Source organism: Porphyromonas crevioricanis, assembly GCF_900167225.1.
GTDB lineage: Bacteria > Bacteroidota > Bacteroidia > Bacteroidales > Porphyromonadaceae > Porphyromonas > Porphyromonas crevioricanis.
In genome coordinates, this window is the sequence record NZ_FUXH01000002.1 from 124,356 (window position 1) to 140,259 (window position 15,904).

11 protein-coding genes, 2 tRNA genes and 1 pseudogene are annotated in these 15,904 nt (G+C 45.1%); 11 read left to right on the forward strand and 3 right to left on the reverse strand.

Annotated features, from left to right (window positions below):
* The first annotated feature begins 3 nt into the window (after positions 1-3).
* The 11 genes and pseudogenes from B5D48_RS01700 (at position 4) to B5D48_RS09335 (ending at position 11,209) form a co-directional block, all read left to right on the forward strand.
* The gene (locus B5D48_RS01700; RefSeq protein ID WP_023938444.1) at positions 4-1,761 is read left to right on the forward strand and encodes a V-type ATP synthase subunit A; all 1,758 of its coding nucleotides are present in this window, start codon (positions 4-6) and stop codon (positions 1,759-1,761) included.
* Between the two features lie 31 nt (positions 1,762-1,792).
* Positions 1,793-3,118, forward strand: a complete 1,326-nt coding sequence (locus B5D48_RS01705; protein ID WP_023938446.1) for a V-type ATP synthase subunit B — start codon at positions 1,793-1,795, stop codon at positions 3,116-3,118.
* Between the two features lie 18 nt (positions 3,119-3,136).
* Positions 3,137-3,757, forward strand: coding sequence for a V-type ATP synthase subunit D (locus B5D48_RS01710; protein ID WP_023938448.1), 621 nt, complete (start codon positions 3,137-3,139; stop codon positions 3,755-3,757).
* 8 nt (positions 3,758-3,765) lie between these two features.
* Complete coding sequence (locus tag B5D48_RS01715) at positions 3,766-5,577, forward strand: V-type ATP synthase subunit I (RefSeq protein WP_394341828.1); 1,812 nt, start codon at positions 3,766-3,768, stop codon at positions 5,575-5,577.
* Positions 5,578-5,627: 50 nt separating this feature from the next.
* The gene (locus B5D48_RS01720; RefSeq protein ID WP_023938451.1) at positions 5,628-6,116 is read left to right on the forward strand and encodes a V-type ATP synthase subunit K; all 489 of its coding nucleotides are present in this window, start codon (positions 5,628-5,630) and stop codon (positions 6,114-6,116) included.
* A gap of 141 nt (positions 6,117-6,257) precedes the next feature.
* Positions 6,258-7,262 (forward strand): glycosyltransferase family 2 protein, encoded by a 1,005-nt coding sequence (locus B5D48_RS01725; protein ID WP_023938455.1) that lies wholly within the window; start codon positions 6,258-6,260, stop codon positions 7,260-7,262.
* A gap of 283 nt (positions 7,263-7,545) precedes the next feature.
* Positions 7,546-8,124, forward strand: a complete 579-nt coding sequence (locus B5D48_RS01730) for a 30S ribosomal protein S16 (protein WP_023938459.1) — start codon at positions 7,546-7,548, stop codon at positions 8,122-8,124.
* Positions 8,125-8,223: 99 nt separating this feature from the next.
* Positions 8,224-8,370 (forward strand): hypothetical protein, encoded by a 147-nt coding sequence (locus B5D48_RS09085; RefSeq protein WP_023938461.1) that lies wholly within the window; start codon positions 8,224-8,226, stop codon positions 8,368-8,370.
* A 1,025-nt stretch (positions 8,371-9,395) separates the two neighbouring features.
* Positions 9,396-9,469, forward strand: a tRNA-Arg gene (locus tag B5D48_RS01735).
* Between the two features lie 43 nt (positions 9,470-9,512).
* Positions 9,513-9,586 (forward strand) — tRNA-Arg (locus B5D48_RS01740).
* A gap of 551 nt (positions 9,587-10,137) precedes the next feature.
* Positions 10,138-11,209, forward strand: a pseudogene (locus B5D48_RS09335) (IS5 family transposase).
* A 303-nt stretch (positions 11,210-11,512) separates the two neighbouring features.
* On the opposite strand, the gene B5D48_RS01750 reads toward B5D48_RS09335, so the two are convergent.
* From B5D48_RS01750 to B5D48_RS01760, 3 genes are read right to left on the reverse strand one after another with little or no spacing between them, the layout of a single operon-like run.
* Positions 11,513-12,511: a hypothetical protein gene (locus B5D48_RS01750; RefSeq protein WP_023938475.1), complete on the reverse strand. Its 999-nt coding sequence runs from the start codon at positions 12,509-12,511 to the stop codon at positions 11,513-11,515.
* Between the two features lie 16 nt (positions 12,512-12,527).
* A complete protein-coding gene (locus tag B5D48_RS01755) occupies positions 12,528-13,232 on the reverse strand; it encodes a hypothetical protein (protein ID WP_023938477.1) in 705 nt (234 codons plus the stop codon).
* A 40-nt stretch (positions 13,233-13,272) separates the two neighbouring features.
* A complete protein-coding gene (locus tag B5D48_RS01760) occupies positions 13,273-15,699 on the reverse strand; it encodes a TonB-dependent receptor (protein WP_023938478.1) in 2,427 nt (808 codons plus the stop codon).
* Positions 15,700-15,904: the final 205 nt, after the last annotated feature.

Here is a 15,904-nt window from a genome sequence, read left to right on the forward strand (position 1 = left end):
ATAATGGCTACTAAAGGAGTTGTTAAAGGCATCGTGTCCAACCTTGTGACCGTAGAGGTGGACGGCCCGGTGTCTCAGAATGAAATTTGCTTTATCACCGTGAGTGGTACTCCTCTGATGAGTGAGGTCATCAAAGTGATTGGCAAGAATGCTTATGTACAGGTATTCGAAAGCACTCGTGGCATGAGAGTTGGTGACTCGGCCGAATTCCTCGGATCGATGCTTGAGGTAACCCTCGGACCCGGTATGCTCTCCAAGAATTACGATGGTCTGCAAAACGACTTGGACAAGATGGATGGAGTCTTCCTCAAACGTGGCTCTTACACCTATGCTTTGGATGAAGGCCGGAAATGGGAGTTCAAGCCCTTGGCCAAAGAAGGCGAGACCGTGACAGCCGGTCATTGGTTGGGTGAAGTAGACGAAAACCATCAGGCCCACAAGATTATGGTGCCTTTTGTAATGACTGGGAACTATACCCTTCTTTCTCTTGCAAAGGCCGGTAGCTATACTGTAGATGATACCATTGCCGTACTGAAAGATAAGGAAGGCAATGAGCACAAGGTGACCATGGTGCAGCGTTGGCCGGTAAAGAAAGCTATTACCTGTTACCGCGAAAAACCTAGGCCTTTCAAGCTTCTTGAGACCGGAGTCCGGATCATCGATACCCTTAACCCGATTGTAGAGGGCGGTACGGGTTTTATCCCTGGCCCATTCGGTACCGGCAAGACAGTGCTCCAGCATGCAATCTCCAAGCAGGCAGAGGCTGATATCGTGATTATTGCAGCTTGTGGTGAGCGTGCCAATGAGGTGGTGGAGATCTTTAAGGAATTCCCTGAACTTATCGACTCACATACCGGACGTAAGTTGATGGAGCGCACAATCATTATCGCCAATACTTCTAACATGCCTGTGGCTTCGCGTGAGGCTTCCGTATATACAGCCATGACTATCGCCGAATATTATCGCTCTATGGGGCTTAAGGTTCTGCTCATGGCTGACTCTACTTCTCGTTGGGCACAGGCTTTGCGTGAGATGTCCAACCGCTTGGAAGAACTTCCCGGCCCGGATGCCTTCCCGATGGACCTTTCGGCTATCGTGGCAAACTTCTATGCTCGTGCGGGTTTTGTGTACCTTAATAACGGCTCTTCCGGTTCGGTTACTTTCATTGGTACCGTATCTCCGGCTGGAGGTAACCTCAAGGAGCCAGTGACAGAGAATACCAAGAAAGTGGCTCGTTGCTTCTATGCTTTGGAGCAGGAGCGTGCAGACCGCAAGCGTTATCCGGCTGTAAACCCGATAGACTCTTATTCCAAATACATCGAATATCCAGAATTCGAGGAGTATATCTCCGGTCATATCTCCCATACTTGGACGGAGATGGTACTTAATACCAAGACTCGTCTGCAGAGAGGGAAAGAGATTGCCGAGCAGATCAATATCCTTGGGGACGATGGTGTGCCGGTGGATTACCACGTAACCTTCTGGAAAGCCGAACTCATCGACTTCGTGATTTTGCAGCAGGATGCTTTCGACGATATCGACTGCAATACTCCGCTTGAACGTCAGCAGTTTATGCTCACAGAGGTAGTGAAGCTGTGTGAAGCTGAGTACGACTTTGAGGATTTCTCGCAGGTGAGTGAATACTTCAAGCGAGTTATCAACGTGTTTAAGCAGATGAACTATTCGGAATATAAGAGTGCGGACTTCGACAAGTTCTACTCTCAGCTGCAAAGTGTTGTAGCCGAACGTATCAAGAAATAATGTAGAATCCTCAATATCAGGTATAGATAGTATGGCTACTCAAGCATTCCAAAAGATATACACCAAAATCTCCAACATCACCAAAGCGACCTGTTCGCTCAAAGCCGGTGGCGTAGGCAACGAAGAGCTTGCTACGATCAATGGCCGTTTGGCACAGGTGGTGAAGATCAATGGAGACGAAGTAACGATGCAGGTATTTGCCGGTACGGAAGGTATCCCTACCAATGCAGAAGTGATTTTCATGGGTAAGTCTCCTTCATTGAAAGTGAGCGACCAGCTTGCCGGTCGTTTCTTCAATGCTTATGGCGAACCGATCGACGGTGGGCCTATGCCGGAAGGTAAAGAAATCGAGATTGGAGGCCCGTCTGTGAATCCTGTACGTCGTGAGCAACCCTCCGAGCTTATTGCAACAGGTATTGCTGGTATCGACCTTAACAATACATTGGTAACCGGTCAGAAGATTCCTTTCTTTGCCGACCCTGATCAGCCCTTCAACCAAGTAATGGCTATGGTAGCTCTGCGTGCCCAATCAGACAAGATTATCTTGGGTGGTATGGGTATGACTAATGACGACTACCTCTTCTTTAAAAATACATTTAGCAATGCAGGTGCATTGGACCGCATTATCAGCTTTATCAATACAACTGAAGACCCTTCCGTAGAGCGTATCTTGGTGCCGGACATGGCTTTGGCTGCTGCTGAGTATTTTGCAGTGGAGAAGCATCAGAAAGTGTTGGTGCTGCTCACTGACATGACAAACTATGCCGATGCTCTGGCTATTGTGTCGAACCGTATGGACCAGATCCCTTCGAAAGACTCTATGCCGGGTTCTCTCTACTCAGATTTGGCTAAAATCTACGAGAAAGCTGTGCAGTTCCCCGATGGAGGTTCTATCACCATTATCGCTGTAACGACCCTCTCGGGTGGGGATATTACCCATGCTGTGCCCGACAACACTGGTTATATCACAGAGGGGCAGTTGTATTTGCGTAGAGATACAAATGTGGGTAAGGTTATCGTAGACCCCTTCCGATCATTGTCTCGTCTGAAACAGTTGGTAATTGGCAAGAGAACACGTGAAGACCACCCGCAGGTAATGAATGCTGCTGTGCGTCTGTTCTCCGATGCGGCCAATGCCCAGACTAAGATGGAGAACGGATTTGACCTGACCGACTACGATACTCGTGCATTGGACTTTGCCAAGGACTACTCTGCACAACTCTTGGCGATTGATGTCAATCTGGATAATACCGAGATGCTTGACGTTGCTTGGGGACTCTTCTCCAAACACTTCAAACCGGCTGAGGTAAATATTAAACAGCAGTTGGTGGATAAATATTGGAAGAACGCCCAGTAATCTGCGAATAGAGAAGACATGGCAATTAAGTTTCAATACAATAAAACCTCTCTACAGCAGCAAGAGAAGCAGCTCAAGATGCGAGTGCGCACTTTGCCGACAATCAAAAGCAAAGAGAGTGCTCTGCGTCTGGAAGTTAAGCGTACGCGTGATGAGGTAGAGAGATTGGAACGCCAGCTTGAGGAGGAAATTGGGGGCTACAAATCTATGGTAGCCTTGTGGGATGAGTTTAACCCGGATCTAATCACTGTCAAGGATGTACGCCTCTCGGCTCGCAAGGTTGCAGGTGTGATCGTTCCCCAACTGGATGGTATCGACTACGAGACTCACCCATTCAGCCTCTTTAACTCGCCTTCGTGGTATGCCGAAGGGATAGCTCTTTTGGAGAGCTTGGCCACTACCGGTATTAAGGCTGAGTTTTTTGCTCTCAAGCTGGAGTTTTTGGAGTATGCCCGTAAGAAAACAACTCAAAAGGTGAATCTTTTTGAGAAGGTACAGATACCGGGATATATTGATGCTATTCGCAAGATTAAGCGATACCTCGAAGATGAGGAGAGCTTGTCCAAATCTTCGCAAAAGATCATGCGCTCGAATCTCGAAAAGCATGCTGAATCAGTAGAACAGGAGGATGCCCTATGATATACAAGATGAGTAAGTACTCTTTCTTGGTCTTTCACCAAGAGTATGAGGCCTTCCTTCGTCGCTTGCGTGACTTGGGATTGGTGCATATACAAGAGTCTCAAGATGCCGCATCGGCAGAGGAACTCACCGAGTTGTTATCTCTGCGCAAAGAAGTGGATGCTTTTCGCAGGGTGATCCTTCGCAGGCGCTCTCCGGAAGCCCCCGAATTGAATCGAATAGAGATCGAATCGGAAGAGGTTGGGCGTAAGGCCTACCAAGAAGCTGTGGCTCTCTTGGATCGTGAAAGAGAATTGGAGCAGAGCCTGACACAAAAGAAGCGTGAGGTAGAAGCAATGCAGGTGTGGGGACAGTATGAGCCTCAAGACCTTGAGCGTCTGCGTGAAGCCGGATATAATATCCGTTTCCATGTAGTCCCGACCTCTGCCTACCAAGAAGAATGGGCGGATGAATATGGGGCAGTGCTGATCAATTCGGTTCGTTCCGCCAATTACTTCGTTTCCGTACAGAAGATAGGAGCTCCTGCCATTGCAGACATTGAGGAAGTGCATCCGCAAGAAAAAAGTCTCAAGACTTTGCAGAATGAGCAGTCTGATTTGGAGAGAGAGCTGGAGAAGACGCAAGAAGATATAACTGCTTTTGCAGACAATCGTTTGCCGGAGATTTTGGCTTACGATCGTTTGTTGCAAGATCGTTTCAGTTTCGGAAATGCACTCTTGCAAGCCGATAGACAAGCAGATGAGCGTTTAATGATTCTTCAAGGCTGGATTCCTGCCCAACAGGCTTCCGAGCTGGAGGCTGCTCTCGATAAAGACGGTATTTATTATCAGCAGATGGAGATTACTGATGAGGACCAAGTGCCTATCAAGTTGAAGAATAATTTCTTCTCTCGTCTGTTTGAGCCGATAACGAAGATGTTTTCGCTGCCGAATTATAGCGAGCTCGATCCTACTCCTTTCTTTGCCCCATTTTTCATGCTTTTCTTTGCTCTTTGTTATGGAGATGGAGGCTATGGTGCAATTCTTTTTATTGGGGCTACGATACTCAAATTCAAGGCTAAACCGGATATGAAGCCAGTATGTTCGCTTTTCCAATGGCTTGGTGGAGCGGCTGCGATTGTTGGGGCACTGATGGGAACGGTGTTGGGTTTGGTGATGCCTTGGGCTGGAGATGATTTGCTTGGTGGGGTAAGTGATGACTACTTCCTGAACCAAAACAACATGATGTCCTTGGCTATCGGTATAGGTCTGTTGCAGATTATATTCGGCAAGTTTATTGCCGGGATGAAGCTAAGCAAACAGCGTGGTTTCAAGTATGGCTTGGCTACTTTTGCTTGGGGTGTCATTCTGATAGCCGGCTGCTTGTTGCTCCTTTTGCCAAGACTATTCCCAGCTTTGCCGGAGTTGGTAGAGTATATCCTGCTTGGTGTAATAGGAGTAGCAGTGCTGATTGCATTTTTCTACAACTCACCGGGTAAGAATCCTCTCTTTAACTTCGGAGCTGGACTTTGGAACACCTACAATATGGCTTCTGGCCTATTGGGGGATACACTCTCTTACATTCGTCTTTTTGCGATTGGCCTCACAGGAGGTATTCTTGGAGGGGTGTTCAACAATCTGGCCTGGAATATGACTGAGGGAAGCATCGTGATGCGTATTTTGGTGATGCCTCTGATTCTTATACTCGGGCACAGTATCAATATCGGTCTGGCTACAATCAGTTCACTGGTACACCCATTGCGTTTGACCTTTGTAGAGTTCTACAAAAACGCAGAGTTTGAGGGAGGTGGCAAAGCCTATTCTCCATTCAAGAAATCTTGAACGAACAATAACTAAAACAAATACCAACCAATCAAAAACTTTCAAGTATTATGAATCTTATTTTGGCTTACATCGGCCTTGGGCTGATGGTTGTTCTTACCGGTATCGGTAGTAGTGTTGGCGTGACAATCTGTGGTAACACCGTAGTAGGTGCCATGAAGAAGAACCCCGACGCTATGGGTACCTACATTGCCCTCTCAGCTTTGCCTTCTTCTCAGGGTCTGTATGGCTTCGTTGGTTTCTTCTTGGCAAATAGTCTTATTGGCAAGCTCGTTGCTCAGAATGTGTTCGATGGCCCGATGGGAGCTATTGCTGGCTGGGGTATCTTCGCTGCAGGTTTGGCCTTGGGTGTAGTGGGTTTGTTCTCTGCTATACGTCAGGCTCAGGTATGTGCTAATGGTGTACAAGCCATCGGTGGTGGACACAACGTGTTCGGTGCAACCATGGTGATGGCCGTATTCCCCGAGTTGTATGCTATCTTGGCTCTGCTTGTATCTATTTTGATTTTCAATGCAGTACCGGTGATGGTCGGTATGTAATGCGATTTGGAACTCAATCGTTCTAAATAGTAATAGAGAGGCTACCCGTTGCTTTTGCAAATAGGGTAGTCTCTTTTTTTTCTCCATTTCGGAGGAAATGAGGCGAAACAGCAATAGTATTTTCTTTATCTCTACTTATCGATGACAACCCTCCTCTCCATTATTTTGCCTGTTTATAACGTAACTCCCTATTTGAAGCGTTGCCTGGACAGTCTTGTCCGCATCCCTCTGGAGCGGTCTGAATACGAAATTATAGCTATCAACGATGGTAGTACTGATGATAGCGAAGAGATATTGAAGGCCTATGCACAGTCTCATCCCGAGGTTGAGATCCGTCTTTATAGCCATTCTAACAGAGGATTAGGCCCAACTCGTAACCGTGGTATTGACTTAGCCAAGGGAGAGTATGTTTGGTTTGTGGATTCGGATGACTGGATTGATCCTGAGGTGGTGCCAGGCCTGATTAAGCAGATAGAAGAGGAGCAGTCGGATCTGATTCGATTCCTTTTCGATATAGTTCCGGCTTCCGATTATGATGGACCACAGATTCTAAATACCCGGAATGAGAGACTACAGAAAAAAAGCTACAGTGGGGAGGACTTTTTTCTGCATTTCTTCAATCCTGATGAGTGCTATTCTTGTTGGACCCTGTTTCGCCGAACATTTCTCACTCAAAACAATCTTTGCTTCTACAAAGAGAAGATGTTGTTTGAGGATATTCCCTTTACGGTAGCAGTGCTTAGTTCGGCTGCCAAGGTTTCTTTTGCCCCGACCGTGGGTTATTACTACTACATCCGGAAAAACTCTCTTGTGCGAGAGAGCAGCTTGGAGATGCCACGGTTGCGAAGTAGGCTTCAAGTCTGTGCCCTCTTGCTCAAACAGGCACACGAAGTACAGCGAATATCCTTAAAGCGACGAATTACACAGATTGCCAGTGCCCATTATCGCTTTGTAATGCGCTTTGCAGCAACTCATTGTTCTCGGGATGAGATTGTAGAGCTTCGTAAACTGGCCGAAAACCTTCGGCTTTACCCCGAGGTTAGCCGATATATTTCTTTCCCGACTAAAATCCTTGTGCTTCTCTCTCAACATTCCTTTGCTCTCTACCAGTGTGTTTGCAAACGGCTCCTCCCAAAGCTGGGATAGAGACGAGAGAGAGACAACGGAGCTGAGAGAAAAGAGGCGGTAGAAAGAAAAAATAATAAGAGGAAGCTGTTGCGCAGTTTCCTCTTTTTTATTTTGAGGAGATGGAGAGAGGAAACAGGCTTATCGACAGAGGAGAAGATGTCGCATAGTTTCCTTCCGCTGCACCAGAAAGGGAGAGAGAAAGGAGACATTGTTAGTTTACAAATAATCCCTACCTTTGCGAGGCTTGACCGAATCGTACGGTAGGCATAAAGACTTAATAAACAAATAGCTAACACGAAGTATGGCAACAAAAATCAGATTGCAGCGTCACGGCCGGAAGGATTATGCCTTCTACAAGGTTGTAGTCGCAGACAGCAGGGCTCCACGAGATGGAAAGTTTATTGAGAGGATAGGTTCTTATAATCCGAACACTAATCCTGCTACAATAGATTTGAAATTCGACCGTGCTCTGTATTGGCTCAATGTGGGTGCGCAGCCTACAGACACAGTTCGTTCAATCCTTTCTCGAGAAGGAGTCCTTATGATGAAGCACCTCCAAGGTGGTGTGAAAAAAGGAGCTTTCGATGAAGCTGAAGCACAGCGTCGTTTCGATGCTTGGTTGAAAGCGAAGAAAGACGAACTGATCAAGGTTAAGGAAGGAGATCAAAAAAAGCAGGGAGAAAAGGTTGCTGCTTTGCTCAAAGCCGAAAAGGAAACTAACGAAGCTAAGGCAAAGCTCTTGAGCGAGAAGCGTGCAGCGATAGCTAAGGCAAAGGCCGAGGCAGAAGCTGCTGCCAAAGCAGAGGCTGAACAAGCAGAGGCACCTGCCCAGGAGGAAGCACCTGCTGCCGAAGCAGAAGGAACTCCCGCTGCTGAATAATCCACACCAACAACTCCAGCGGTGCGCATGGAGAAGAGGCTGTATCGAAACTGTAGTTTTCGATGCAGCCTTTTTTTTGTTCTGCGAGAATGACGATATATGGATAGACAAGAAGTATCCGTTGTGTCTATCGCATTCTTACGCAACAGTGGCATGGATAGAATGATAGAGAAACAAGAGGTCTCCATTGTATCTGCCAACTACACAATAGCAAAGAGGACAGATAAACAAGAAGAAACCACATAATTGTGCTACCATCGACATTTGAGCTTACTCGAGTATTAAGAGGTGTGCATCCTCAAGATTTTGCGATTGCTGAATCCGTAGTTTCTGGGCAAGAGGCTATTCATGCAAACTTTTTGAGCAGCTGTATGACATCCTTAATTGATATATTTTGTAAACTTTTTGCCCCGCCAAAAGGTCAAGAGGAGAGAGGAAAAAAGACTCTACGGACAAGTTAGTATCTCCCTTTTTGTATGCTTTGTACTGACCTCTCCAAATGCCGATGAATAGGAGGTTTTGAGAGGGTCAAAATTCTCTCCTGAGGAAATTTTTGTTCTCTCCTGTGTTAGCAAAAATTCTCTCAGGAGATATTTTTTGCTCTCTCCCGTGTTAGGAAAAAACGATTCCTGTCGACATTAAAAAGAGAGGAAAAATACAGCCCCAAAAGTCTTCAATTCGGGCTGAAAAGCAAATCCGAAAGTAAACGGATAGAAGCTGAAATAAATAGAAATATACATGCTGGAGTTGAATATTCAAGGGATGGATTTGGAGATTTCTGCAGATCTCTGTGCGCAACTGTTTCTCTCGGAGAGATGTTTGTATGGGGAGGGAAGCCCTCATAGTTTTGTTTTTGAATACTCGTGTAGAACACTAATAAAAGCCTCTTATAAGTAGCAGTCACGGCGTTGTTTTTCGATATTACTAATGTTTAGATTTAAGCCCTTTCTCTCATACCGTCATCCTCTTAATGCTCTATTCTACACCAAATTGATGCGAAAGGTTTCTGAGGTCGTTTTTTAGAGAGTGCTGTGCAATAGTTTCTCTTTGTGAGTTGTGCCGAGATACTGAAAATGAAGACAAGAACCGGATAACTCGGGTTTGGGTATAGTAATACTTGCTGAGAAGCCTGTTGTGCAGTAGTGACGAATTGGAAAAACTCCTACCACTCCTCTCTTGTCCTGTTCGTAATTAGAAAAATATTCCTTGAAGGCTGCTTGCCATTATGCGAAAATGCTTATATTTGCAACCGCATTGGGGCTAGACAAAGCGGCCGCGTAGCTCAACTGAATAGAGCATCTGACTACGGATCAGAAGGTTACAGGTTTGAATCCTGTCGCGGTCACTCTTCTCAAGGCTGCTATGTGGAGCGTTCCGATACTTCTCTTGGCCGCGTAGCTCAACTGAATAGAGCATCTGACTACGGATCAGAAGGTTACAGGTTTGAATCCTGTCGCGGTCACTTTTCTCAGAATGGTTATTCCCTCTTTTCCTCCTCTTTTTTTCTTTTTCTTCTTCCGATATTCCCTCATGGCTTGAAAGACAGAGAGCTTGTTCCTCTTTTGTATAGTCTTTCTTTTTTTACTTCGTTGCTGAAATATCATCACAAGGTATCATGCTCCTCATAATGAGTTTCGTGTTGCATGACGCGACACTTGCCACACATTATCTTCGACATCGGAGCTTCGTCATAATGACAAGTATACTCCCTTAGTCTCCCCTTCTCAGTGCCTTGCGATTAGTTTATTTTGCACAGCCTCCAAAATAGCACATTTTAATTACCATTTTGGGAGTTGCGAAACATCCCTGTCATAGATGTTTACAAATCGTTTCCCCTTTCCCATCCTCAGTCCTAAAGTTTAGCAATGCCTGCATCCTAAAAAGTCGAGCCACAAGCTTGCAGATACAGCTTTTGAGGAGCCCATTGCATAGCACTCTGTGCCTTTGGGGAGTTGCAACTATTGCATATATCGCTGATACTTAGCATACTTATGTGCGATTAGTAGCATCAATATGGCAACAAAACCAACAGAACAGGCTCCAAGCTTTCTTCATGTATATACGCAAGTTCGTCGCGATCGGATGAAGCACTCCTTTCTTCGCCAAATCAATGCATGCGTTGATTGGCGAGGTGTGCGCACACTGTTGAACAAGAAGTACACTAAGACACAGAATGCCGTAGGTAACCCAGCCTACGACGCCTTGCTGATGTTCAAGATTCACTTGGTATGGTTTGAGCGATTATGAGGTTGAGGAACGGATTAATGACTCACTCCTTTTCAGTGAATTCCTTGGCTTAGCTCTTGGCTTCCCTTCTCCAGACCATAGCACCATCAGCCGTTTTCGCTCGGAGCTAACTCGTCTAGGCATTATGGATAAGCTCCTTCGTGAGCTGAATAAGCAGTTCGAGAAACATGGCATTAGCCGTATTGACCAAGGCGCCATCGTGGATGCCAGCATTGTAGACAGCCCTTATTCCCCTGATGGCAGCATTATCATTGAAGTGGCAAAAGATAGAGAGGATGCTCGCTCACAGGATGCGTTGGACCAAGAGGAGGCTTATCAGTATGAACTCAGAAGAGGTAAGTCAGGCGTTGACTCTGAGGCTCGTTGGGTGCGCAAGGGCAAGCATTATTGATATGGATACAAGAAACATGTACTTACGGATGAGCAAGGTTTAGTAGAAGCGCTCATCACAACACCTGCTAATTGTGCTGATACGGTTACTTTACCCGACTTGATAGAGAAGTCCGGGTTGTCCTCCAGGGTAAGTATGCTAGCGGATAAAGGTTATTGTAGCAAAAAGAATTCGGAGAGCTTAGCTCGTCATGGCTTGAAGGATGGCATTATGTTTAAGGCTAGTCGTGGGAAAGTTCTTAACGAGAGGCAGAAGCAACTCAATCGGATGATAAGCAAGACCAGATGCTTGATAGAACGCACCTTCGGTAGTATTCGCCGGTGGTTCTCGGGAGGAAGATGCCGCTACCGAGGGTTAGACAAGACACATACACAGAATATCCTTGAAGCCATGGTATACAATCTCAAGCGTATGCCAAGGCTTATTGTGCTTCAAGCTGCCAAATAAGCACAAAATCCCCGACCTTGTGGCGATTTTCCACAAGATCGGGGTAAAGGAGGAGAATATCACAGCTGAAAAACACGACCTCAAGTAGCAAAACATGGTCTGAAAGAACAAGGCTACCGACTTTCTATTGCGCAATGGTCTCTTTGAGATGATCTGTGCAACAGATTTTTCAAGAGACTTTGAAATCCTATGCTAAAATCTCCAGTGTTTCATACCAAAAAGTTTATCAAAAGAATAAGCGAGGCATCTCAACGGACACTTCGCTTATTCTTTTGAGTTTGGTAGGAGAGAGATTATTCCTCCTTATACATAGAAATTATTACTTTCGATATCTATGTCTCCATATTCCTCCCAAGCTTCTGCAACCTTTTCTTCATCTAAACCATATTCCTCAGCAATATCTTTTATATACTGACTTTCTTGGGCATCATTCCAAGGGCGCATCACTAGAATTTTTGTTGGAACTGATAGGTAGAAGAGGTATTCTTTAGCCTTGCGAGGTCCTTCAATATCAAGTCCTGGACGTACACTCCCTCCAGAAGTCTTTTCTTCGGGAGTAGCAAACTTTACAAAAGAGAGATTGAGGTTGAAAGAGAGATATTCTCTTATGATACCTCCGCCCCTATTCTCTTCAGTAGGATCTGCACTGGCTTGCAAATCTACGAAGTAACCTTTTAGTCCTACATTGCTATGCGTAAGCTTGACAGCATCACTTTTTCGCTGCAAGAGCTTGTCTTCTGGGTCTGTATCTCTATATCCAAAAGGAGCGAGAGGAACTCCAGAACTAATATTTAAGGAAGCTCCCGTTTTGAAGTTTTTGACATTGGAAGTCGAAATGAACATTTGGCACAATTTCTCATTCTCTTTTGTGAGAAATTGAGTGTTAATACGATTCCCGTTCTTATCGAATAAGTTTGCGATGATACACCAAACAGCTCCTCCCGATAGGCGGAATACATCTTCTCCATCTGTACGCTCATATTTATCTCCTTTGAGCTCTAATGTCATTCTCTGTATTTTCTTGAAAGGGAAATCTTTGCTATGAGGATTTGCGTGGAATAAGCTTCCATGCATGTGCCCCTCTGCCATAAGAAGCTCCACTTTAGTGGGCCAACTCGCTGTAGCTTTGGGGATTTCCGGCTCAGGAGTAGGTTCAGGAGTAGGTTCAGGAGTGGGATTGGGGGGAACAACTGGTCCCGGAGGAGTAGGGGGGGTAGGTTTGTCTTTGTCACACCCCCCAATAGATAAGCTCATTGTTACCACAAAAAGGCAGAGCGAAAGAAATTTGATTGTTGACTTCATGGTGATAATGTTTTTTTTATTTGACATTTACTGTCACACGAATATCGACGTCCGTAACACCTGAAACTCGCTTAGAAGGACTGTCATACTTATAGGGTTTTCCATTGTCATCAAGCTTGGAGGCAGGAGGTGTTACATGAGAGAGGGAGATGCGTAGTTCGAAACTATCTTGCCCAATTGTCGGACTTACACAAAAGTAGCCTGTAAATCCAACTGGGTATTCAAGATCTCTCCCTTTTTCATCGACATCTCCATATTTGTAATTGATAAGCTTCTTGTCAAGTTTTTTGTAACGAAGTTTTTCCTCATCATAGCCTTGATAGGAACGGAAAAAGAACTGATGCATTTTCTGTTGTACCGGTGTTAGAAATTCGTGGTTCAGTAGTACATCAGATTTGTTGTAAAAATTAACTTCTAGCTTATGCCATTTCCCTTTAGGTAGAGTTATAGGACCCGAGGTGACAAATTTGTTCTCATCATTGTACTCTCCCAAGAATCTTACAGGAGTTCCTCCGATTTCCGGGACAAAGTTGTGAGCAAAAATATTATCCTCGGATAATTCAGATTCGGGAAGAGAGCCGGGAGTGAACAGAAACTCTATTTTTACGGGCTCACTGTGTCCTTTGTCTAGAGCTTGGTTTTTGGGCTCTGGAGCTTTCCCGCAAGCTGTTACAAAAGACAGTAAAGAAAGTACTACTATTGATTTGATAAGACTTTTCATATCTTTCTATGGGTGGTGGAACTAAGGTAGTAGATAAAATTCAAAATTCGTATCGCATTCTGAGCTGTATATCACGTCCTTTCTCATGAGCATAGTAACGGAAACGATTGGTATATTCTTTGTACAACTCATTTAAGAGGTTATCTGCCATAAGGCTTATTTCCAGACGTTGCATCTTGTTGATTCGTAAGCCTAAAGACGCATTGAGACCAACCAAATGGTAAGCATCGGGAGTCACATCCACAAAGTCTATAGATGGATCAAAATTCTTTTGTTTAGTGACATATTGATGCATGACTGCTATTGAGAGCTTGTTGATCCCACTCCTGTTGTAGATCTTGCTCCATTCCAGTTTTTGGCTATACTTGTCAGAGGGGATGTAGGGAAAATAACCATGTGTGTCAAGATTTTCTGCCCTTATCCATTCTCCTTGCAGAGTGTAACTGAGATTTTCTATCGGAGGGCGAACTGTGATAACCAAGTCCCCTCCGTAAAAGAATGCCGGATTCTGTTTGTAGCGGAATACGGGGAAAAAACCATTGACGAGCTGTTGAGTTTCTGGCTTGCCATTTTTTCTGGATGGTTGAGCATAAATATAGTTCTTGATCCACTGTACAAAGCCGGATGAATTAATAGAAAGGTAAGTGCTATTAAGCTGTATTTCGTTGCTCCATTTGAGTCCTTGTTCTGGTTTGAGATTTTTGTCGCCAAGTTCGAAAGTACCAGCACCGTGGTGTAACCCGCTACTATATAGTTCACTTACCTCTGGTGCACGCCATGCCAGGCCCAAATTAGTGTGCAGACGCAGCAGGTTGCTGGGAGCATACATTGCTGAGAGTGTGAATGTTGGACTATTGTATTGTTTGGCTTTCTTTTCAATAACACTACCATAACGATTTCCGATATTGTCATAACCATCTGCATGCAGATACTTATAGTCATATCGAGCTCCTGCCTCCACTTCAAACGTCGGCTTAGCATATTTACCAATTACCCAAAGTCCAACATTTTCGGCTAAGAAGTTTGGTACGATAGGTACAAATCGGGTATTGTCGTCACTCTTATTCACTTGATAAGAACCTGAGCTCCCTACCACAAGGCGCCAATCATTTCTCTTGGATGTTTCCCAGCCGGCTTGCAGAGAATGGGTGTCGAGGGTGAGGCCAAGTACCGGCAGATTGTTGTTGTCTCCTTTTCGGATTTCAAATTCTTTTCGGACGTCTTTTTGGTAGTCGTATTGAACTTTCAAACGACTGTCATTGTCGAAGATCCATTTCCCATCTACACGACCGATCACGTGATTGACTTGCTGGCGTGGATTTTGAATTTCAAAAGAACGATCGAAGTAGCGATCTGGGCGACCAGTTTCGAATCGATCATACAAATCTTCGAGGTTACCAATGTGAGAGCCAAAGAAAACACCTAATTCAGTATGGTAGTAGCTACCAAAGGCAGATACTTCGTATTGTTTGGTTTTAAAACCAGCTGTAAAGGCTGCACTCAGTTCTCGAGAACCGGTGTTGTTCAAGACGTAAGAAGATTTTGGATATTTCGATGGATTGGCATTGTAGTCCTTAGCTTTCATGCTTGTACCACCTGTGGCGTAGTCTCCTCCATAGCCTCCTCCGAGCTGTGCTCTCCAGCGGAAATTAGAAAGAAAGTCTCCACCACCCATTAAGTCTACATTCATACCAGCACGATAGGGATTCAACCCACTGCGAATAGCTGCATTGCCGGATAGTTTGTCGCCTTTAGGTAATGAGGCCGAATTGAGCAGGATAACACCACCAATAGCTCCAGCTCCATAGCGGATAGACTCAGCTCCTTTGATGACTTCCAGCTCAGTGGCCGATGAGGCATCCACTTCTGGGGCGTGGTCGGCTCCCCACTGCTGTCCTTCCTGTCTTACTCCATTGTTGATAAGCAGGATACGACTACTGTGCATCCCCTGAATTACCGGTTTCATAATGGTTGCTCCCGTACTAATAGAGCTCAAGCCTGGTAGTTGAGAGAGAATTTCTGCCAAATTCTTTCCGGTACTTTCTTTTAGCCGTGCTTGGGACACTTGTACAGCAATGGAGGTAGCCACAGTACGTGGCTTGTTGGCTATCACTGTTACATCATCCAGCGATTCTACTTGTTCCTTTATTTGAATTCGTAGGGTTTTGCCATTGGCTTGCTCTTTCTTCACTTGTGTTTCGTATGGTTGATATCCCAGCATCTGGACAGCAAGCTTTGCTGCCTTGGAGGAAGGAAATGCAAAAGAGGCTTTTCCCTCGATATCCGTTACTTGAAAATCTTTCTTATTGAGGGAGACGACAGCACCGGGCAAAGACTCCCCGGTTTTCTCATCCACAATCAATACCACAAGTCGCCGTCCTTCGCCTTGTTTTTGAGCGAAAGCCGACGTAGAGAGGAGTAGGCCGCAAAAGAGCAATAGCCACAACTTTGCCACGATCGTTTTCATACTTCTAAGGTCGTTGTTCTATCAAAAAAAATTAGAGTTTCATAACAGAGAAACAAGCAGAAGCAAGCCAGTTGATTTCTATCTCACAAAAGCGATCTGACTTGCCCCGAGGTTATCTGCGATGTCGACAAAGGTATATGTTTATCTTGTAAATAAAAAAACACATCTATATTGAGGATAGGAAGCCTATCTCCCCTCCTTTTTT

Excerpts from the sequence above, each read along its gene's own strand:
- B5D48_RS09085 (WP_023938461.1), top strand. The coding sequence starts at position 8,224 with ATGGATAGACAAGAAGTATCCGTTGTGTCTATCGCATTCTTACGCAAC.
- B5D48_RS01710 (WP_023938448.1), top strand. The coding sequence starts at position 3,137 with ATGGCAATTAAGTTTCAATACAATAAAACCTCTCTACAGCAGCAAGAG.
- B5D48_RS01700 (WP_023938444.1), top strand. The coding sequence starts at position 4 with ATGGCTACTAAAGGAGTTGTTAAAGGCATCGTGTCCAACCTTGTGACC.
- B5D48_RS01715 (WP_394341828.1), top strand. The coding sequence starts at position 3,766 with ATGAGTAAGTACTCTTTCTTGGTCTTTCACCAAGAGTATGAGGCCTTC.
- B5D48_RS01730 (WP_023938459.1), top strand. The coding sequence starts at position 7,546 with ATGGCAACAAAAATCAGATTGCAGCGTCACGGCCGGAAGGATTATGCC.
- B5D48_RS01755 (WP_023938477.1), bottom strand. The coding sequence starts at position 13,232 with ATGAAAAGTCTTATCAAATCAATAGTAGTACTTTCTTTACTGTCTTTT.
- B5D48_RS01750 (WP_023938475.1), bottom strand. The coding sequence starts at position 12,511 with ATGAAGTCAACAATCAAATTTCTTTCGCTCTGCCTTTTTGTGGTAACA.
- B5D48_RS01720 (WP_023938451.1), top strand. The coding sequence starts at position 5,628 with ATGAATCTTATTTTGGCTTACATCGGCCTTGGGCTGATGGTTGTTCTT.
- B5D48_RS01760 (WP_023938478.1), bottom strand. The coding sequence starts at position 15,699 with ATGAAAACGATCGTGGCAAAGTTGTGGCTATTGCTCTTTTGCGGCCTA.
- B5D48_RS01725 (WP_023938455.1), top strand. The coding sequence starts at position 6,258 with ATGACAACCCTCCTCTCCATTATTTTGCCTGTTTATAACGTAACTCCC.
- B5D48_RS01705 (WP_023938446.1), top strand. The coding sequence starts at position 1,793 with ATGGCTACTCAAGCATTCCAAAAGATATACACCAAAATCTCCAACATC.